The organism is Caballeronia sp. A2-2 (assembly GCF_057612605.2).
The window spans coordinates 31,421-51,873 of the sequence record NZ_JBVFIR010000005.1 but is presented as its reverse complement, the minus strand read 5'-3'; the positions used below and the strand labels follow the sequence as shown (position 1 = coordinate 51,873).

At 64.2% G+C, this 20,453-nt stretch carries 18 protein-coding genes and 1 pseudogene; 11 read left to right on the top strand and 8 right to left on the bottom strand.

Going from position 1 to position 20,453, the window contains the following annotated elements:
* Window positions 1-21: 21 nt before the first annotated feature.
* The 7 genes from ACZCWR_RS34390 to ACZCWR_RS34360 all read right to left on the bottom strand — a co-directional run bounded on the left by ACZCWR_RS34390 (window position 22) and on the right by ACZCWR_RS34360 (window position 7,031).
* Entirely contained in the window at window positions 22-1,647 is a 1,626-nt protein-coding gene (locus ACZCWR_RS34390; RefSeq protein WP_487307004.1) for an HAL/PAL/TAL family ammonia-lyase, read from the bottom strand.
* A gap of 29 nt (window positions 1,648-1,676) precedes the next feature.
* Window positions 1,677-2,468: an ABC transporter ATP-binding protein gene (locus ACZCWR_RS34385; protein ID WP_487307003.1), complete on the bottom strand. Its 792-nt coding sequence runs from the start codon at window positions 2,466-2,468 to the stop codon at window positions 1,677-1,679.
* Window positions 2,469-2,505: 37 nt separating this feature from the next.
* Entirely contained in the window at window positions 2,506-3,249 is a 744-nt protein-coding gene (locus ACZCWR_RS34380; protein WP_487307002.1) for an ABC transporter permease, read from the bottom strand.
* A 46-nt stretch (window positions 3,250-3,295) separates the two neighbouring features.
* The gene (locus tag ACZCWR_RS34375) at window positions 3,296-4,018 is read right to left on the bottom strand and encodes an ABC transporter permease (protein ID WP_487307001.1); all 723 of its coding nucleotides are present in this window, start codon (window positions 4,016-4,018) and stop codon (window positions 3,296-3,298) included.
* A gap of 41 nt (window positions 4,019-4,059) precedes the next feature.
* Entirely contained in the window at window positions 4,060-4,908 is an 849-nt protein-coding gene (locus tag ACZCWR_RS34370) for a transporter substrate-binding domain-containing protein (protein WP_487307000.1), read from the bottom strand.
* 227 nt (window positions 4,909-5,135) lie between these two features.
* On the bottom strand, window positions 5,136-5,885 hold the full coding sequence (locus tag ACZCWR_RS34365) for a CHASE3 domain-containing protein (RefSeq protein ID WP_487306999.1): 750 nt from the start codon (window positions 5,883-5,885) through the stop codon (window positions 5,136-5,138).
* Window positions 5,886-5,897: 12 nt separating this feature from the next.
* A complete protein-coding gene (locus ACZCWR_RS34360) occupies window positions 5,898-7,031 on the bottom strand; it encodes a metallophosphoesterase family protein (protein ID WP_487306998.1) in 1,134 nt (377 codons plus the stop codon).
* 628 nt (window positions 7,032-7,659) lie between these two features.
* Here ACZCWR_RS34360 and ACZCWR_RS34355 point away from each other — a divergent pair.
* Window positions 7,660-7,920 (top strand): annotated as a pseudogene (locus ACZCWR_RS34355) (OmpA family protein); the annotation flags it as partial.
* Between the two features lie 357 nt (window positions 7,921-8,277).
* Here the strand turns inward: ACZCWR_RS34355 and ACZCWR_RS34350 are convergent.
* The gene (locus tag ACZCWR_RS34350) at window positions 8,278-9,246 is read right to left on the bottom strand and encodes a LysR family transcriptional regulator (RefSeq protein WP_487306997.1); all 969 of its coding nucleotides are present in this window, start codon (window positions 9,244-9,246) and stop codon (window positions 8,278-8,280) included.
* Window positions 9,247-9,428: 182 nt separating this feature from the next.
* Between ACZCWR_RS34350 and ACZCWR_RS34345 the strand changes: the two genes are divergently transcribed.
* The 10 genes from ACZCWR_RS34345 (at window position 9,429) to ACZCWR_RS34300 (ending at window position 20,453) form a co-directional block, all read left to right on the top strand.
* On the top strand, window positions 9,429-10,139 hold the full coding sequence (locus ACZCWR_RS34345; protein ID WP_487306996.1) for an ABC transporter permease: 711 nt from the start codon (window positions 9,429-9,431) through the stop codon (window positions 10,137-10,139).
* Complete coding sequence (locus ACZCWR_RS34340) at window positions 10,136-11,326, top strand: ABC transporter ATP-binding protein (RefSeq protein ID WP_487306995.1); 1,191 nt, start codon at window positions 10,136-10,138, stop codon at window positions 11,324-11,326. Before ACZCWR_RS34345 ends, ACZCWR_RS34340 begins: the two co-directional genes overlap by 4 nt.
* Before the next feature lie 26 nt (window positions 11,327-11,352).
* Complete coding sequence (locus ACZCWR_RS34335) at window positions 11,353-12,030, top strand: ABC transporter permease (protein WP_487307096.1); 678 nt, start codon at window positions 11,353-11,355, stop codon at window positions 12,028-12,030.
* A 26-nt stretch (window positions 12,031-12,056) separates the two neighbouring features.
* The gene (locus ACZCWR_RS34330; RefSeq protein WP_487306994.1) at window positions 12,057-12,974 is read left to right on the top strand and encodes a glycine betaine ABC transporter substrate-binding protein; all 918 of its coding nucleotides are present in this window, start codon (window positions 12,057-12,059) and stop codon (window positions 12,972-12,974) included.
* A gap of 3 nt (window positions 12,975-12,977) precedes the next feature.
* Entirely contained in the window at window positions 12,978-13,850 is an 873-nt protein-coding gene (locus tag ACZCWR_RS34325; RefSeq protein WP_487306993.1) for a nitrilase-related carbon-nitrogen hydrolase, read from the top strand.
* Between the two features lie 85 nt (window positions 13,851-13,935).
* Window positions 13,936-15,189, top strand: a complete 1,254-nt coding sequence (locus tag ACZCWR_RS34320; RefSeq protein ID WP_487306992.1) for an aromatic ring-hydroxylating oxygenase subunit alpha — start codon at window positions 13,936-13,938, stop codon at window positions 15,187-15,189.
* A complete protein-coding gene (locus tag ACZCWR_RS34315; protein WP_487306991.1) occupies window positions 15,182-16,252 on the top strand; it encodes a flavin reductase family protein in 1,071 nt (356 codons plus the stop codon). Before ACZCWR_RS34320 ends, ACZCWR_RS34315 begins: the two co-directional genes overlap by 8 nt.
* On the top strand, window positions 16,249-17,622 hold the full coding sequence (locus tag ACZCWR_RS34310; protein WP_487306990.1) for an MmgE/PrpD family protein: 1,374 nt from the start codon (window positions 16,249-16,251) through the stop codon (window positions 17,620-17,622). Before ACZCWR_RS34315 ends, ACZCWR_RS34310 begins: the two co-directional genes overlap by 4 nt.
* Complete coding sequence (locus ACZCWR_RS34305; protein ID WP_487306989.1) at window positions 17,619-19,235, top strand: FAD/NAD(P)-dependent oxidoreductase; 1,617 nt, start codon at window positions 17,619-17,621, stop codon at window positions 19,233-19,235. Before ACZCWR_RS34310 ends, ACZCWR_RS34305 begins: the two co-directional genes overlap by 4 nt.
* Before the next feature lie 36 nt (window positions 19,236-19,271).
* Window positions 19,272-20,453, top strand: a complete 1,182-nt coding sequence (locus tag ACZCWR_RS34300) for an NAD(P)/FAD-dependent oxidoreductase (RefSeq protein WP_487306988.1) — start codon at window positions 19,272-19,274, stop codon at window positions 20,451-20,453.

The window sequence follows — 20,453 nt, the reverse complement described above, 5'->3', positions numbered from 1 at the left end:
GCGTTCCCCAAGATGCCATTCCTAGCCGCTCTGCGCCTCCGGCGATGCGGCCACGGAGTCATTGGCAGATTCCGCGCAGGGTTGCACCGAGACCGAAGCGGGCGCGGCGGCGGGCGGTTGCGCATCGGGCCCGTGCTTCTGTGCAACCGGGCCGGGAAGCGGTGGCGGAACGCCGTCCGAGATCATGCGAAACGCGAATGTCATATCGTTCGCGAGCGGCCGGTCGTCGCGATAGATCGGCAGCACGGCACGCACGCGGATACGAAGAGATTCAGTATACGGCGCGCGCGCCAGATCTGTCGCCTGAAGATCGTACGCTTGCGTCGCGGCGAGCAATTCGATGCCCAGAATGCGCGCGGAGTTCTCGATGATCTCGAGCGCTTTCAACGCCGCGGGTGTCGCGTGACACAGATGATCCTCCTGCAGGCCCGAGGTCACGCCACCATCCAGGCTCGCGGGCGCGGCGATCCGGCGATTCTGCGCGACGAGCGATGCCGCCGTGTACTGCGCGATCATGAAGCCCGAACGCGTGCCGCCGATTTCCGCCAGAAACGGCGGCAGCCCGCTGACGAGCGGATTCACGAGACGATCGAGCCGCCGCTCGGCGAGCGCCGCGACCTGCGCCATCGAAACGGCGATGCCGTCCATCGCCAGCGCCATCGATGCACCGACTGCATGCGCCTGCGAGAACACGCGCGGCATTTCGAGCGTGCCCGCGACGATCGGGTTGTCGGTGATCGATGCCAGTTCGCGGTTCACGACTTCGGCGGTGGTCATCAACGCATCGCGCGCGGCGCCGTGAACGTGCGGAATGGTGCGCAGGCTGAGCGGGTCCTGCGTGCGCCGCCCGATCGATTCGTTGAGAATCGCGCTGCCCGCGAGCGCTGCGCGCATCCGCGCACCGACCAGCGCGAGTCCTTCCGAGCGGCGAAACGCGAGCGACTGGGCATCGAGCGCGTCGAGCTGGCCTCCGAGATTTTCGAAGCTCATCGCGGCGACCATGTCGGCCCAGTCCAGCAGACGTTCCGCACGTGCCAGCGCGAGCGCCGCGAGGCCGGTCACGCACGGCGTGCCGTTCACGAGGCTCAGGCCTTCCTTCGCCTGCAAGGTGAGCGGTTCGAGGCCGAGCCGATGCAGCGCCTCCGCGCCGGTCAGCCGTTCTCCACCCGTGCGCACATGGCCCGCACCGATGCAGACCAGCGCGATGTGCGCCATGTGGCTCAGATAACCGACCGAGCCGAACGCGGGCACTTCCGGCAGATAGTCGTTATTGAGCAGACTCATCAGCGTGCGCACGACTTCGAGACGCACACCCGAATGACCATGCGCGAAGTTGTTGATCGCCGCCGCGATGATCGCGCGCGTTTCCTCGCGTCCGAGCGGCGCGCCGACGCCCACCGCATGGCTCATCAAAATGTTGTGCGACAGGTCGCGCTGCTCCGTGGGCGACACGATCACGTCGCACAGCGCGCCGACGCCCGTGTTGACCCCGTACGCGCGGATGCCGCGCGTGACGATTTCATCGACGAGTGCGCGCGCATGCGCGATGCGCCCTTCGGCCTCGGTGGAAAGTTCGAGCGTGGCGCCGGCGGCGATAGCGGCGATTTCGCGCCGTTCGAGCGGCTGTGCGGTGCGGATGACGATCATGGCGATCCCTGGATCAGACTTGCTTGGGGTCAGTGCGCGCTGCGGTCCTGATGGCTGGACACGAACTGACGGAAACGCTCGGACTTCTGTTCGCCGAATACGGCCTCGGGCGTGTCGTCGAGTTCGACGCGGCCTTCGTGCAGGAACATCACGCGATTCGAGACGTGCCGCGCGAAGCCCATTTCATGCGTGACGACCAGCATCGTGCGGCCGTCCTCGGCGAGCGAACGCATCACGCGCAGCACTTCGCCGACGAGTTCGGGGTCGAGCGCGGACGTAGGCTCGTCGAACAGCATGACCTTCGGGTCCATCGCGAGTGCGCGCGCGATCGCCACGCGCTGCTGCTGGCCGCCCGACAGATGCGCCGGATAGTGCTTGTGCTTGTCGGCGAGCCCGACACGCGTGAGCAGCGCTTCGGCCTGTTCGACGGCTTCGGCGCGGCTCTTGCGCAACACGCGGGTCGGACCTTCGATCACGTTTTCCAGCACCGTCATGTGCGACCACAGATTGAAGCTCTGGAACACCATGCCGAATTGCGAACGCACGCGGTCCACCTGCTTGCGGTCGGCGGGCTGCAAACGGCCATCGCCGCGGCGCTTCATCTTCAGTTCTTCGCCGGCGAGCGAAACCGAGCCGTCGTCGGGGATTTCGAGCAGGTTCAGGCAGCGCAGGAACGTGCTCTTGCCCGAGCCGCTCGCGCCGAGGATCGAAATGACGTCGCCCTGATGCGCGTCGAGCGAAATGCCTTTCAGCACCTGATGCTCGCCGAACGATTTCTTGATCCCTTTGACCGAGAGGGCGATGGGCGCAACAGTACTCATGATGAGGTTCTCCGAAAACAACGGCGGATATCAGGAATCAGGAAGCCACGCGTGTCTGCACGGGCGCGGCGGCCGTCGCGGCCGGCACGGGCGGCGGCCGCAGATGCCCGGACAGCCTGCGCTCCACGTAGCCGAGCGCGCGGACGATCGCGAAATTGATCAGCAGGTAGATGAGCGCGGCGCAGGCAAACACTTCGGTGGTGCGATAGGTCTGGTGGATGATTTCCTGCGCGACGCCGGTCACTTCCCAGACGGTGACGAGACTCGCGAGCGCCGTCGACTTGACCAGCAGTACCGCTTCGGTCGAGTACGCCGGCAGGCACAGGCGCAGTGCGATCGGCCCGATCACGCGACGCAGCAGCGCAAAGCCGGACATGCCGATCGAATAGCCCGCCTCGATCTGGCCGAGCGGAATCGCCAGCAGGCCGCCGCGAATGATCTCGGCCGTGTACCCCGCCGTGCACAGCGCGAGCGACAGCACCGCGCACACATAAGGCTCGCGCAGCACCGGCCACATGAAGCTGTGACGGATCACGCCGAACTGGCCGAGACCGTAGTAGACGAGGAACATCTGAATCAACAGCGGCGAGCCGCGAAACACGAAAATGTAGAAGCGCGCGAAACCGCTCGGCAGCCAGTGCGGCGACATGCGCAATGTGACGATCACGAGCGACAGCAGGCCGCCCAGCACGAGCGAGGCGAAGAACAGTCCGAGCGTGGTCGGCACCGCGGCCAGCAACTGGCGCATCGTGTCGAACATGAAGTTGAAGTCGACGGGCATGGGGTGTCTCCGCTGGCGTCGTGTGTTGAATGCGTGGCGCGCGGGCTCAGTTGCGGGCAAAACCACGCCGGAACGAACGCGCGACCGACGCTTCTGCGCGCCCGAAAATGCGCCCGGAAATGCTGGTCATCACGAGATAGAGCACGCCGCCCGCGATGAAGAACGCGAAGTACTGATGCGTCGACCCGGCCGCGACCTGGCTCGTGCGCATGAGTTCGGCGAGACCCGTGACCGAGATCAGCGCCGAGTCCTTGAGGCTCATCTGCCAGACGTTGCCCAAGCCCGGCAGCGCGTAGCGGATCACCTGCGGAATGAGGACGCGGCGCGCCATCGTCGTCACGGACATGCCGATCGCGCGAGCAGCCTCCAGTTCGCCGCGCGCCACCGCCAGCACCGCTGCGCGATAGACCTCCGCCTGATAGGAGCCGGAGATCATGCCGACGGCCATCGCGCCGATCACGAACGGCGGCACGCTGATGAAGCCATCCGAGCCGAACCAGTGGCCGACGGTCGAGAAGAAACTCGATCCGCCGAAGTAGAAGAGGTAGATCACCAGAAGCTCGGGCACGCCGCGAAACACGGTCGTGTAAATCTCGCCGGCGATGCGCAGCGCGCGGAATCGTGACAGCTTCGCGGCCGCGACGAGACCGCCGAAGATCGCACCCGTGAACAGCGCGGCAATGGTCAGCACGACCGTCAGCAAGGCGCCGAGCATCAGCGCCGGGCCCCAACCGTCTGGACCGAATCCGAACATCTGGAACAGCGTCATCTCACGCTCCTGTATGGGTTCGCATGACGTGCGCGCACGGCTTACGGCGCAACGTTGGCCTTGAACCACTTCTCCGACAAGTTCTTCACGGTGCCGTCGGCGATGGCGGAAGCCAGCGCGGCGTCGAACTTCGCTTTCAGGTCGGCGTCCTGCTTGCGAAAGCCCAGTCCTTCACCGGGGCCCCAGATCGGGCCGCCGATCTTCGGGCCGGCGACCGAAATCGACTTGTCCACCGAGCCGGAGAGGAAGTAAGTGAGATCGTCGAACGATGCGTCGATACGGCCATTCGCCAGATCGAGGTCGCGTTCCTGCGCGGTCTTGTAGACGCGGATCGTCGCGATGTCCTTGAAATTGTCCTGAATGAACTTCGTGTAGACCGTGCCCGACTGGATGCCGATGGTCTTGCCCTTCAGTTGCTTGCGCAGACCGTCGACGACCGCCTGATCGTTCTTCGCGTCGCCGGTCAGCTTGACGGCGGCCGCGCCCGGCGAGGCTTTGGGCAGGATTGAATCGTCGGATACCGCGAAGGTCGCCGGCGTCGATGCGTAAGGACGCGAGAACGCAATGATTTTCTCGCGCTCCGGCGTGATGGAGATGACGTCCATCAGGACGTCGAACTTGCCTGCTTGAAGACCGGGAATCATGCCGTCCCAATCCTGCGCGACGAGGTTGCACTTGAGCTGAGCGCGCGTGCAGAGCGTGGTCACCAGTTCAGGTTCGAAGCCGCCGAGTTTGCCGCCGGGCAGCGTCTGGTTCCACGGCGCATAAGCGCCTTCTGTTGCAATCGTCACCGAGGTCCACTCCTTGGCCTGCGCCGATGTCGCGAGCGCTGCGACCACGCCAGCGAGCACACCGAGGCGCAACTTTCCAGAAAACCTTTTCGCGTTCATCTACACGTCCTTAGTCGAAGTGAGCCGTTGATTCAGCTTGTATAGACAAGTCTGCATGAGCCCAAAAAAAGACGCAAGCGATGGTTGGCTAGGTAGTTTCCCTAAAAAAGTGGCTAAATCAGGCGTTCAAAGGAGGATTTCGACGCGTGTCGGGCGGACGAATGCCATGCCACGGCAATGAAATTGAGAGGATGTATAGCCAAGGGCGTGAGAGATAACGAATCTCTTCACGGCTTCGACGCGTCATCGGCGGGCGCGCGCTTGTGATCTTCATTCGCGACTTTTCGCTCCCGGCTCTTCTGGAAGACGACATGCAAACCGACGCGCGTCGCGATCGAAACCATTGCCAGGAGAATCGTCACCGTGAGCATCGTTCGCTCGGTGTGCGCTGCATGGCCGGTGCGTTCGAGGAGCAAGTCAGTTTCGGCGTTACGCATTTGCGCGATCAAGTCTCGTACACGGTCCATTCGCTCGCGACCGATGTCATTTCGGATCAACTTGCGTGCTGCTTCGACTCCATCGCGGTTGGCGACCCGCAACGTGTGTTCGAGTTCGGCGAGCTTGTCGTCAAGGGCCGATTCGAGCGCGCTCAGTCGCGCAAGCTGAGTCGGGCTGTCACTGACCAACTGCCTTAACCTTCGCGGCAGCGCATGCACCCGGTCGACCGCGAGGAAGTATGGCGCAAGGTATGACTTGTTCTCTGTAAGGATGAAGCCACGCTGCCCCGTCTCCGCATCGGTCATCAACTGCAGCGTGGACTCCAATGCGGACATCACCTGGTAGGTATGTTCGATCGAGTCCCGCTGCGCAAGCAGAAGGCGGTGGTATCCATACGAAGTCGCGGCAGCGACAATGACGAGCGCCAAAAGTGGAAAGACACGCCAGTCAGTTAAAGCGAAAAATCGCCGCCATGCGTGCCTAAGGATCATTGCGCGCGATTCCTGGAAAAGCATGACGAGCGCGACCTCGCCTGCCATCAGCGAGGCGGTTTACCAATGGCGTCCGTTCTTATTAGGCCCAAGCTGCGAGCCTACGACGCCGTGCTCGGGCCACGCCGCTACCGCGTGTGCGTCCGTTCCGAGCCTTGCAGCCTGTAGCGAATGTCCTGTGTCGCTGACAGCCGGCAGTTCGATCGAGTCCTCGCCGATGCGTCCGTCGGCGGTTCGCGCGGTCACGGTGAGCAGCAGCCGGTCCGATGCGCTGATCGACGGTATCGGCGCCTCCCATATGCCCTGCTCCGCTGCGACAGGCGCGAGTGAAATGCCGATGCCGTCCAGGTTCGCCGAAACCGATACGATGTCATCGCCCGAGACCAGCACTCGCACCTTTGGCTGGGGCGTGGCGGCATTCAGTGCGAAGCGTCGTCGATAGAGACGCCAGTCGCACGGCTGCGTGATCATGACGAACGGGTACTCCGCGCCCAAGGGATGGAACTTCCAGCTCACCGCGCCGCCATCGACGGCGACCACGGAGAAACCCGCGCGGCCGTCGTCCTCTTCGATCTGTCCGGTTGAACGGGTGGCCGCATAGATGACGTAGCCGTCGTTGAGGAGTTCGTTATAGTGCGTGTGCCCCGTATCGACGATGGCGACGTTCGCCCGCGCGAACGCATAGGCCAGGGACTCACCATCGACCAGATCCGCGGGGTACGCGTGCATGAAAACGACCGGCGGCGCGCCGTCGGCAGCCGAGCGGTCGAGTTCATCGTCGAGCCATTTGCGATCGGTCGGCGAGAGCCGGAAGTCCGGTCCGCCTTGTCCGGCCGCCACGACGTCGAGAAAGATGCAGCGATGACCCTTGACGATGCACGACATCGGCAAGGACGAATTCGTGAAAACGTTGAACGCGTCCAAATGCCCCGGCTCGAAATCGTGATCGCCGGGAATGGCATGAAGCGGCAGACGCAGATCGCGCACGGCATCGAGAATCCGTCTGAACTGCTCGGATGTGCCATTGTTCGCGTTGTCGCCAGGCAGGAACGCAAAGTCGGTGCGGTCGGCGAGATATCGATTCACGTCGGCGACCATGGCGCTTAGATGATTCAGGCTTTGATAGCCGTCGTCGGATGAAGCGTGAAGGTCACCAAAATGCACCCAGCACAGCATGTCGTTCTCCTTTGTCATGTCCCAACCCGTGCGCCGCCATGTCGTATCGGACCGCTTGTTCTTGCACGGGATTGCATGACTTCACTCGCTCGGTGGGCTCGGGGCTATTTGCAAGGCCCATGCCATCGGGTGCGATCCTTTGTGGTGTGTGCTTGTGGGTTCGATGCGGGGTTTGGTGTCAAGGAATCGGACAGCCGTTGTCCGATTGCTTGACATTCAATGTATTGGGTATGAAATGGAATCGACAACTGACAAACCGCCTTCGCGCTATTCGAATAGATTGACGCCAGTAACGTGCCCTCCCGATTGTTGGTATCGGAAGACATCCACGCATGACTGACCTCTTCCTTCGTCCAGTCTTCGGCGTCTACCCGGGGATAGCGGCTTGCGGATTCCACCAGGCCATCGGGACGACGGTGCAATGCCCGCAGATCGACGGCGTGCGCCGTGCCGAAGCAGGCGGATACAGCCACACTCGCCACTGCGAGCCATCGCCGGGAGGTCTTTCCAGTGATCGTGAATTCTGAGAGCTTCGTCGCTTCGGGAGACGAAGCTTACAGTTCAGGCCATCATTTTCCGACGCGAAAGCTTAACAATTCGTCACCCGATGGAAATGCGTTCGTGTGCTTCGTTCGTTCTCCGTGACATCGAGACGGGCTACACCGACCGCATCGGTTCGGACAGGTACAACGACCGTCTGTCGCTGCGCCGCGCGCAATCGGTCAGGGCATATCTGATCAGCAAAGGCATCGAGGCAAATCGCATATTTGCGGAAGGCAAGGGTAAGCGCGATCCGGTCACGAGGGACACGTGCACGCAGAGGAATCGCAAGGACCTCGTCGCCTGCCTCGCACCGGATCGTCGCGTGGAAGTCCAGGTTGTTGGTGTGCCGCGTCAGGCACGTTAAGGTCGCGTGTCGTTTCCTTCTTGAAACTTGGTATCCGTGATCGAATCAAATTCAGGATCGAACACATGCCCAGCCAAACGCAGGCCCCAACCTAAACATCGCTAAGCACCGAACTAGCCCGCCTGCAGCAGCGCGCCCTGAGAGACTTTTCGCCATCCATCTGGCAACGCATTGCTGCAGCCTACTCCGAACCCCATCGGCACTATCACGGCGCCCAGCTTGACGAGGCCCGATGCCAGCGTAAGCGGGCTGGCCTTGCCTATATGAAAAACGTGAATGATGGGACGCCGTATTCGCATGCGCCGTGCACGAGTTGCAGAACGGAATCCTTGAAGGCGGCCACGTCCGTTTCGGACCTCACATCAATGCGTCGTCCGGCAACATCGGCGCAGCGCGCGCGAGTGCCGGACGAATCACGTGCTCAAGCACGCGGCGCGTCAGCATCCCGACCTCATCGACAAAAACATCCCACTCGCCCGGCCGATGCAGCAAGAAAAACTCACGCCGCCCGAGCCGTCCGTCCGGCAGCGGCAGCACGGCAAGCTCATCTAGATAATGACGCGCTTGCCATAGACATAGCGGCGTTGAAATCGCAAACCCGAGCTTCGCACTGACGAGACTCAGCAGCGGATCGGTGGCATCGAATTCAAATTGGCGCGGGCTGTCGATTCCCAGATGCCGCGCGAACCGCTCGACTTGCTGACCGATCACCGAACGCGCCGTATAGCGAATCAGCGGTAACTCGAAAGCAAGCCGACGCCACGCGTTCGCCGCATCGGCAAGCGGTCCACGCTCGTCCAGCCATCGTTTGGACACGACCGCGACAAACGCCTCCGAAAACAGCGGCGCTTCGACAATGCGCGCATCGCTCAACGAGGTTTGCGTGCAGACGACGACATCCACTTCGCGCGCCTGCATTTGCGCAGTCAAACCCGGCGTGAGTCCCGACCACAACGCAATCTGCCGCGCCGAACCCGACATCGCGCGAATCAGTTCCGGTCCGACGGTCGCGGCAAACGAATCGACGCAACCGAAGCGCAACGGCGACGCTTCGCCGATCCGCGTACTCACACTCTGCGCATGATCCAGCAGCGGACCCGCGAGTTCGAGCAACGCGCGTCCGGCGCGGTTCGGGCGCGGCGGACGGCTGTCGCGATCGAACAGGTCCGCGCCCTGCTCGCGCTCCAGCGACGCAATCGACTGGCTCACCGCGCTCTGGCTCACGCCGAGGCGCTGCGCCGCCGCCGTCATCGAGCCGGTCTCGCACACGGTGACGAACGCATGCAGCGCGCGCAGGTCGATCATCGTGGATGGCGTGCGTTTCATCGAGACTCCTTGTTCGGCGGATGGCGTGTGCAAATTGTCCATCGCACTCTGGAAGCGTTTTCGAGAATCGACAGGGCGCGTCGGATCTGTGACAGTAGATGTCGAGTTTGTGTTGGTCGAACCGATTTTGGACCGGTACATTCATCGACACTGGGCAGGATGCACGAACGCAGGGAGGCCGCTTGGATACGCTGGTTTTCGTCTGGAGTAACGCGGCATCGATCGGGCACATGTTGGTCGATCACATCCTGCTCGTGCTGGCCGGGGTCGGCTGCGCCATTGTGACGGGCGTGGCGCTCGGCATCGTCATCACGCTGAACGAGCGGCTCGCCAAGATCGTGCTGTATATCGCCGCGATGCTCATGACCATCCCGTCCATCGCGCTGTTCGGCCTGCTCATTCCGGTGCTGTCGCTGATCGGGCAAGGCATCGGCTTTCTGCCGGCGGCCATCGCGCTGTTTCTCTATTCGCAGTTGCCAATTCTTCGCAACACGTACGCGGCCATCCGCAATCTCGATCCCGCGCTGCGTGAGGCCGCGCTCGGCATGGGCATGACGCCGTGGCAGCGCCTTTTTCGCGTGGAGATGCCGATTGCCGTGCCGATCATCATGGCGGGGGTGCGCATGGCGGTGGTGATGAACATCGGCATCGCGGCGATCGCGACGTATATCGGCGCGGGCGGGCTCGGGCGTCTCATCAGCCGTGGCATCTCGCAGTCGGACCCGCGTCAGCTCGTGGCGGGCGCGGTGATCGTCGCGCTGCTCGCGATCCTCGCGGACGTGGGCCTTGCCGCGCTGCAATGGCGTCTGACGCCGGAAGGCATGCGGCCACGACGCGCGCGCTTCCTGTGGCGGCGCGTCAACTCGTACAACAGCACGGCGGAGGCACGATGATCGATCTTCGGCACCTGACCAAATGCTTCGAATCGCGCGGCGAAAAGCCGGTCGTCGACGATATTTCGATGACGGTCGAGGAAGGCGAACTGTGCGTGCTGCTCGGGCCGTCCGGTTGCGGCAAGACGACCACGCTCAAGATGATCAACCGTCTCGTGCAACCGACCTCGGGCCAGATTTTCATCGGCGGCGCGGATACGGCGGGCTTCGATGTCGTCGAGTTGCGGCGGCGCATCGGCTATGCCATTCAGCAGGTCGCCCTGTTCCCGAACATGACGGTCGCGCAGAACATCGCCGTCGTTCCGCAGATGCTTGGCTGGGACAAGACGCGCATCCGCGAACGCACGCACAAGCTGCTGGAAATGGTGTCGCTCGATCCGGCCATCTTCATGCCGTGCTATCCGCGCGATCTGTCGGGCGGCCAGCAGCAGCGCGTGGGCGTGGCGCGCGCGCTCGCCGCCGATCCGCCCGTGATGCTGATGGACGAACCGTTCGGCGCGATCGATCCGATCAACCGCGCATCGATTCAGGACGAGTTTCGGCATATCCAGAAAAGCCTCCGTAAGACCGTGATGTTCGTGAGCCACGACATCGACGAGGCGATGAAGATGGGCGACAAGGTGGCAATCTTTCGCAACGGCAAGATCGAGCAAATGGCGAGTCCTGATGAATTGCTGGCGCGTCCGGCGAGCGCGTTCATCGCGGATTTCGTGGGTGCGGACCGGGCGTTGAAGCGTCTGCGTCTGATGCGCGCCGCCGATGCGGCGCAGGAACCCGCGCGCGTGGCGCGACTCGGTTATCCGAGCGCGGACGCACGCGCCCTGCTGCGCGATCACCTCGCCGGAACGCTCGTCGTGCTCGATGCGCAAGGCCGGCTCGCGGGCCACGTCGGCGCGGCGGAACTCGCGGCTGGCGGCGCGACGCTCGAAGCAGCACAACTTCGCGCGCTTCCCGGCGTCGTGCGCGCGAGCGACGATCTGCGCTCGGTCATGTCGATGCTGCTCGCGCACGGCGCGACGTGGCTGCCCGCCATCGACGCGGACGAACGCTTCATCGGTTACGTGACGCATGAGCGTATCGCGCTGATGGCGCGCGCGGCGTGCGCGTCGGGCGAAGCATCGCCGAATGCGATCGATGCATCGCCGGATATCGCCGAACCCGCGCTCGTCGCCGGAGCCGTGCGATGAAGGCGCGCATCGCGTTCGGCGTGTCGATGGCGCTTCTCAGCGCATCCGCGCGCGCGGACGACTGGCTGGCGACCATCGGCCAGTACCGCGCCGACATCGCGTATCAGTCGGGCCAGCAAATGCTGATGGTGCTGATCGCGGGAGTCGCGGCGATTCTCGTCGCCGTGCCGGTCGGCGTCTGGCTGAGCCGCCCCGGCAACGGCCGCGCCGCGCGCTTCGTCATGTTCACGCTCAATGCGGGTCAGGCCGTGCCGAAACTCGCGATCCTCGCGCTCGCCATGAGCGTGCTGGGCATCGGCGCGAAGCCCGCGATTCTCGCGTTGTGGCTCGCCACGCTCTTGCCCATCGCGATGAATACTTACGAAGGCATCCGCGCCGTGCCGCCCGCGCTGATCGAAGCGGCCAACGGCATCGGCATGACGCAGCGGCAGATTCTCTTCAAGGTCGAACTGCCCAACGCGATGTTCGTGATTCTCGCGGGCGTGCGCACGGCGCTGGCGATCACGGTCGGCACCGCGCCGCTGGCGTTTCTGGTCGGCGGCGGCGGGCTGGGCGAACTCATCTTTACCGGCATCGACCTGAACGATTTCGGCATGCTGCTCGCCGGCGCCATACCGACCGCGCTGCTCGCGGTCGCGACCGATCTGTTCGTCGCGCAGATTCAGCATTGGCTCGTGCCGCGCGGCGTCAGTCCTCTACGTTGAACTTCTTTTCCCGGAAAACGAAACCCATGTTCAAGCCGTCGTTGTCACGCAAGCTATGGTCGCGCCTGTCCGCTGCATTCCTGATCACGTTCGGCGCGCTCGCGTTGAATGCGCCTGCGCAGGCCGCATCGACCATCACGGTCGGCGGGAAGAACTTCACCGAACAGGTGTTGCTCGCGGAGATGACCACGGAACTTCTGCAAGCCAAGGGTTTCACGGTCGTCAAGAAAGACGGCATGGGCAGCACGGTGCTGCGTCAGGCGCAAGAGAACGGTCAGGTCGATGTGTATTGGGAATACACCGGCACGTCGCTGATTACCTATAACAAGGTGACCGACAAGCTCGACCCGCAGCAAACCTATGCGCGCGTGAAGGAACTCGACGCGCAAAAGGGCCTCGTCTGGCTCGATCCGTCGAAAGCGAACGATACGTACGGTATCGCGATGAATCGCGACGTCGCGCAGAAGCTCGGCGTCGTCACGCTGAGCGATCTGGCCAAGGCACTCAAGGGCGGCAAGGAACTGACCTTCGCGTGCAATTCCGAGTTCTACGCGCGGCCCGATGGTCTGCGTCCGCTGGAGAAGGAATACGGTTTCGAGTTCAGTCCGTCGCAGATCAAGCGGATGGATTCGGGTCTCACGTATCAGGCGTTGAAGGATCGTCAGGTGGATACCGCGCTCGTCTTCACGACGGATGGCCGCGTGCCCGCGTTCAACTTCATCGTGCTGCGTGACGATAAAAACTTCTTCCCTGCTTATGCGCTCACGCCGGTCATCCGCAAGGCGACGCTCGATGCGAATCCGACGCTCGCGGGCATCCTGAACGCGCTCTCCGCCAAGCTCGACGATGCGACGATGGCCCGCCTCAACGCCGAAGTCGATGTGCAGAAGAAGTCGCTCAACGATGTCTCGGGCGCATTCCTCAAGTCAGCCGGCCTGCTCTGATCCATGCGCGCGATGGAACCGTTGCTCGTCGCCGCCGCGCAGACGGAAACCGTGGTCGGCGATCTGGCCGCGAATCTGGAAGTGCATCGGCGCATGATCGGCGAGGCGGCCGAACGCGGCGTGCGGCTGCTGGTGTTTCCCGAGTTGTCGCTCGCGGGACATGGCGCGGGCGAACACGCGTTGCGGCTCGCGCTTTCCCGCGACGACGAAGCCTTGCTCGAACTCGCGCGATGCTGCACGTCGCTGGCGGCAGTGGTCGGCTTCATCGAGGAAGCGCCGGGCGCGCAGTTCTACAACAGCGTCGCGACGCTTCATGCGGGGCGCGTGCTGCATGTGCATCGCAAGATTGCGCTGGCGACTTACGGCGGGCTCGACGATGGCAAATACTACGGCCACGGCGAACGTCTCGATCAGTTCGCGTTGCCGGACGATGCGCGCTGGCGCATCGCCACGCCCATTTGCGCCGACCTCTGGAGTCCCGCGCTGATGCATCGGCTCGCACGCGACGGCGCGACCTTGTGCGCCGCGCCGGTAAGTTCCGCCGTCGAAGCGGTCGGCACCGAATTCGATAATCCGCGCGGCTGGGACACCGTTCTGCGCGCGCATGCCCTCGTCTACGGCTTGCCCATCGTATTCGCCAATCGCGTGGGCCGCGAAGGCGCGCTGCATTTCTGGGGCGGCTCGCGCATCGTCGGACCGCGTGGCGAAACGCTCGCGCAAAGCGAATCGGCGCGCGAGCAACTGGTGATCGCCGCGCTCGATTACGACGCCGTGCGATGCGCCCGCTTCGATCTTCCCACCGTGCGCGATGCCCGCGCCATCGATGCGATCCTCGCTCGCGGTGCGTCCGGAAACGACATCGTGTCGCTTTCGTGATTGCGTTGGTCGTGTGCCTGTCGGCATCGGGTAAATCAGCGGCTGACAATTGATCTAACCGATCGTTTGCACGGAGAGCAGAACGATGATCGACCCGATGCGCGTGCGTGCCGCCCTCTCGCAACGCCGCGATAATTTTTCGTTGCCGCAGCCGTTCTATACGGACGAAGCGTTTCACCAGCTCGACATCGACGCGGTGTTCAACAACGAATGGCTGTTCGCGTGCAACGGTTGCGAACTGCGCGAACCCGGCGATTATCTGACGCTCGAAATCGGTCCGACTTCGGTGGTCGTGCTGCGCGATCACGATGGCGAAATCCGCGCGTTCTTCAATACGTGCCGGCATCGCGGATCGCGTATCTGTCTCGATGAGAAAGGTCATGCGCATCGGCTGACGTGTGCGTATCACCAGTGGGTCTATGAACTCGATGGCTCGCTGCTGCACGCGCGGCAAATGCCGCCGGACTTCGAGCGCGGCGAATATGGCTTGCGGCCCGTGCATGTCGAGATCGTGTGCGGCATGGTGTACATCTGCCTCGCCGATACGCCGCCCGATATCAACCGTTTTCGCGATGCCGTGACGCCGTACATCGCGCCGCATCAGCCGTGGCGCACGAAGGTCGCCGCCGCCGTGACGATGATCGAGGACGCGAACTGGAAGCTCGTCATCGAAAACAATCGCGAGTGTTATCACTGCGCGGGCAATCATCCCGAACTGCTCGCGACGCTGGTCGAATTCGCGCTGCCCGACGATCCCGCAGGTTCCCGCGACTTTCGCCAGTTGATGGACACGCAAGCCGCGAAATGGGAACGTCACGGTCTGCCGCATTTGCCGGTGGATGGCGGCGAGGAATTCCGCTGTATTCGGCTGCCGTTTCATCGCGGCGCGGTGTCGTTCACGCAGGATGGTTCGCCCGCGTGCGGCAAGCTGCTCGGCGATCTCACCGAACCCGATCTCGGCTCCGTGCGCATGTTTCGCGTGCCGAACAACTGGAATCACTTTCTCGCGGATCACATCATCCATTTTCGGATTTTGCCGCTGTCGGCGTCGCGCACGATGTTGCGCACGACCTGGCTCGTTCACGAGGATGCGGTCGAAGGCGTGGATTACGACATCGGCACGCTCACTTCCGTGTGGAACGCGACGAATACGCAGGACGCGCGGCTCGCGGCGAACAATCAGCTCGGCGTGGGTTCGATCGCGTACACACCGGGACCGTATGCGCCGTCCGAGTTCATGCTGCGCAACTTCACGAACTGGTATGCGGACAAACTGAGTGCGTATCTGGATGGCTCGCATCCGCATCGTTCGATTGCGTTGAAGGTGTCGAATGGCTGATGTGCTTATCGCACCCGATCCTGCGCTCGCTTTCGACGATGCCGCCGCGCGCACGCTCGAATGTATCGGTGTGCGCGACGAAGCGCCGGGCATCAAGACGTTTCGCCTGCGCGATCCGCATCCGCACGGCGCGCGCCGTTACGCGCCCGGACAGGCGATGTTGCTCACGCTTCTGATCGATGGCGTGCGTCACGACCGCACGTTTTCCATCGCCTCGACGCCGCTCGATCCCGACGTGATCGAACTCACCATCAAGGCGCAGGCGGATGGCGTCGTCACGCGCTGGCTGCATGACACGCTCGAAACCGGCATGCAGATCGATGCGCGTTATCCGCTCGGCCGCTTCACGCTCGATGTTTCGGACGACGCACTGATCGCGTTGGTGTCGGCGGGATCGGGTGCATCGCCGCTCATGTCGATGTTGCGCACGCTGGCCCGGCGCAATCCAAATGCCGATGTCGCTTGGCTGCATGCCGCGCGTCGCGCCGATGACATTCTCTTCGCCGATGAACTCACCTCGCTTCAGACGCGCATGCCGAATCTCAAAGTCAGCGTGTGGCTGAGTGCGCCCGCGCCGGGTTGGTTCGGCCTGCGTGGACGCATCGCGCGCGGCACGCTCTGGGCGACGACGCCGGATTTCGGGCGTCGCACGGTCTATTGCTGCGGGCCTGCGGGCTTCATGCAAACCATTCGGCAGATTCACGCCGCGGAAGGCGCGCGCCGCGCGGCGTTTCATATCGAGCACTTCGGGCCTGTGCTCGACGCTGCGCCGCACGCTCTAGCGGAGGGCGAAGCGAGCGGCATCGTTCATCGCGCGACCTTGGGCGATAAACATTTCGATGTCCGCGCAGGCGAAACGCTGCTCGTCGCGGCGACGCGTCAGCAAGTCGTGATTCCGTGCGGCTGTGCGAGCGGCATCTGTGGCACATGCAAGGTTCGCCGCGTGAAGGGCGACATCGCGATGCATCACGCAGGCGGACTCTCCGCCACCGAAGAAGCGCAAGGCTGGATTCTCGCGTGCTCCAGCCGTCCGTCCACCGATGTCGAGATCGCCTTCCGATGACCACGCCTCCGCTTCACGACGACGCCAGCCGCTTCACGCACGCCCTGCGCTTCGACATGCTGCCCGAAGCCATCGTGCGCGATGCACAGCGCCGTCTGCTCGATCTGTTCGGCGTGGCGGCGGCGGGCACATCAACGCGCATGTCCGAAATCGCGCGCGAACATGCGCTCGATTGTTTTGCGGCAGGCCGCACGCCCGCGCGCATGATGTTCGATGGACGCATCGTGAGCGCGGCGGGCGCGGCCTTCGCGGGCGCGGCGACCATCGACAGCTTCGACGGTCACGATGGCCACGCGCTCACCAAGGGTCACGCGGGCGTCACCGTGTTGCCCGCGCTGCTGGCGATGACCGAGCGCACGCCCGGCATGAGCGGACGCGAGTTCATCGTGCAGACGGTGCTCGGGTACGAACTCGGCACGCGTGCGGGCATCGCGCTGCATGCGACGAGCCGCGAATATCACACATCGGGCGCGTGGAATGCGCTGGCGGCGGCGGCCATCGCGAGCCGCGCGATGGGCTTCGATCTTTCTACGACGCGGCATGCGCTCGGCATCGCGGAGTATCACGGACCGCGTTCGGACATGATGCGTTGCATCGACCATCCGACCATGCTGAAGGATGGTTCGTCGTGGGGCGCGCTGGCGGGAATCAGCGCTGCGCTGCTCGCCGCGCGCGGTTTTACCGGCGCGCCTGCGACAACGGTTGAGCGCGATGCACCCGCGCTCTGGTCCGACCTCGGCGAGCGCTGGCTGATTCTCGAACAGTACGTGAAGCCGTATCCCGTGTGCCGCTGGGCGCACGCGGCCATTGCGGCTGCGCTGACGGTGCGCGCGCAGAGCGGTTTCGATGCCGCGCAGATCGAGCGCGTCGAAATCGAGACCTTCCATCAGGCGGCGCGTCTGTGGTCCGCCGTCCCGCGCACGACCGAGGAAGCGCAATACGGCGTGCTGTTCCCCGTCGCCGCCGCGCTGCTGCATGGCTGCGTGGATGCCGCGACCATCGGCGATACCGGTCTTGCCGATCCCGCCGTGCATGCGCTGTTGCCGCGTCTCGTCACGCGCGAACACGCCGAATTCGATGCCGCGTTTCCCGCCGAGCGCTGGGCGCGCGTCATCGTCGAACTGCGCAATGGACGGCGTTTCGATTCCGGCGCGATGCAAGCCAGCGGCGACCCCGCGCGCCCGATGACGCCCGCCGCCGAACGCGAAAAATTCCGCGCGTTGACGAGCGCACGCTTCAGCCTTGGCTTCGCGCACGAACTCGAATCCGCCGTCGATGCGCTCGCCGAACCGGATGCCCGCGCCGCATCGCTATGCGAACTCGTGCTGAACGCGCCTCAAGTCGAAACCGTTGAAGAGAGATGCCAGTGAACAACGAAGCTCAAGCCACGCCCTTCCACGATCCCGCGTCCGTCGCGGGCAAGGCGCCGCCCATCGGCGAATCGACCGATTTGCTGATCGTCGGTGCGGGACCGGCGGGCATTGCCGCCGCGCTCGAAGCCGTGCGGCACGGGATCAAAGTGACGCTCGTCGATGAAAACCCCGTGCCGCTCGAAACCATGGGCGAAGACGTGCCGCTGCATTTCGGCAGCCGCATGGGCGCGGTCGCGGGCAACGCGAACGCCATGCTCGAAGCCATGCTCGATGCGCGCCCCGAACTCGGCGATGCGCTGGAAGCGGGCGTCGATGTGAAGCTCGGCACTGCCGTCTGGGGCCTCTTTCCGCACGGGCCGGCGAGCGCGTGGATGGACACGCACGCCGCCGGTCTCGCGGATGCATCGCAGACGTGGCTCATGAGTTTCAAGCAGGTGATCGTCGCGTCCGGGCGGCGCGACATGGGCCTCGCCTTCGACGGCTGGCAGCGACCCGGCGTGATGGGCGCAAGCGCCGCGTGGCGGCTCGCCGTGCTGTACGGCGCGCTCGATGCGCGTCGCGCGGTGCTGGTCGGCAGCGACACGGACGCGCTGAACGTGGGCATCGAACTGATGTCGCGCGGCGTGCAGATCGTCGCGGTGATCGAGCAATCCACGTCGATTCTCGGCGATGCCTCACTTGCCGCAAGACTCGAAGCCGGTGGCGCGCGCATGCTCACGCGGCACGTGGTCCGGCATGCGCACGGCGATGCCTATGGCGTGACATCGGTACAGGTCGAAGCGCTCGATTCGGCATCGCCGATATCCTTCGATTGCGACACGGTGCTGCTCGGCATCGCGGCGTTGCCTGCGATCGAACTGCTCGAAGCGGCCGGTTGCGCGACCACGTTCGATGCCGCGCGCGGCGGTCATGTCGTGCGCGTAGATTCGATGCAGCGCACCTCGCTGCCATTCGCGTTTGCAGCGGGCGATTGCGCGGGCGTGTGGCCCGCGAAAAGTTGCGATGAAGCCATCGCGCGGGAAGAAGGCCGTCGCGCGGCGCTTGCTGCGCTGGGCGAGAGCGTGACCGATGCCGCGCAGCCCGACACGCCAACACACGACATAGCGCAATCGCGCGTGGACTGGGTACGAGCAAGCGTCGTCGCGGCGGCGGGCGAGCCGTTCGTCTGCCAGTGCGAGGAAGTCACGGCGCGCGAAATCCTCGATGTGCGGCCGCCGCGTTATCTCGGCTGGCATCCCGCCGATGCACAACACGACACGCGCGGCGTCGAAGGACTCGCACGCAGCGGCCCGCCCAATCCCGATGCGGTCAAGCGATTGACACGCGCATGCATGGGTCCGTGCCAGGGCCGCCGATGCCGCGAGCAAGTGGCGGCGCTGCTTGCCATCGGCGCTGACTGTGCTCTAGCCGAGATTCCGCTCGCGACGTTTCGCGCCCCGGTGCGCCCGCTCGCGCTGCGTCAACTCGCGCAAATAGCGGAAGCGCCCGCGACCGGCGCGCATTGGGATAGCTGGTTCGGCATGGCATCGCAATGGGTGCCGTTCTGGCGCGTCGAACCGCTGTATCGCGCGGGGACGCGGCAAACGGGTGAGCCGGTCGCCAGCGAATAAACACGCTCAAATCAACACGCATCGAGGCATGGAAGCATGAACATATCGGCAAAAGGCGCATCGGTCGTGATCGTCGGCGGCGGCGTGACGGGGCTGTCGGCGGGATGGTGGCTCGCGCGCGAAGGCATCGACGTGCTCGTGCTCGATGCGGGGATGATCGGCTGGGGCGCGTCGGGCCGCAATGGCGGCGGCTGCTCGCATCATCACAGTCCGCTGTTCATGGAAGAACAGCGCCTCTGGCCGATGATGGACGAACTGCTCGGCTATCCGACCGAATTTTGCCGCGAGCGTATTCGTATCGCGCTCGACGAGGATCAGTTCAGGCTCTACCGGCGCGCGCTGGAAAACGGCGAGCATCACGGTCTGCGTTCCGATGTGCTCGATGCGAAACAAGTGCGCGAACTCGTGCCGCTCGCGGGCGACAACGTTTATGCGGGCTATTTCTATCACTTCGGCGGACATGCGAATCCGCATCGCACCTTGCAGGCTTATGCGTGGGCGATGGAGGATCACGGCGGGCGCATCCTTCAGCACACGCCGGTGACGGGCTTCGTGCAACGCGGTGGCCGCGTGAGTGCGGTGACGACGCCTGCGGGCGACATCGCGTGCGATCAGCTCGTGATCGCGGCGGGACCGCATACGGGCGTGCTGGCGGCGCAACTGGGCATCGACGTGCCGCTGGCGGCGGCGCGCGCGGAGATGATCGTGACCGAACCGCTTCCGCAGATGAACCTCGGCGGCGTGGACGGCAACGGCCTTTACGGGCGGCAGACGTTGCGCGGCAATCTGGCGTATGGCGGCGGTCCGCACGAATGGATCGCTCTCGACGATGTGCCCCGCGTGCGCCCGCAATCGACGCCGCTTCAATGCAGCATCGCGGCGCGTCTCGCGGCGCTCTTGCCGAAGGCCGCGCATGCCAAGGTCATCCGCAGTTGGGCCGGCTATATCGAGAACACGCCGGATGGACGCCCGGTGATCGACCGGCCCGACGCGCAAGGCAACGTGACGGTGGCCACGCTGTCGAGCGTCGGCTTCGGGCTTTCGCCGGCGAGCGGTCACGCCATCCGCGATCTGGTGATCGATGGCCGCTGCGAGTTCGCGGATCTCTCGTCGTTCTCGCTGGCGCGTTTCGCGCGTCTCGAACCGGACTGGCGCGCGCTTCAGGGCTGGATGCCGTTGCCGCTGCATGCTTCAGCGCCGACGCTGGAAATGGTCTGA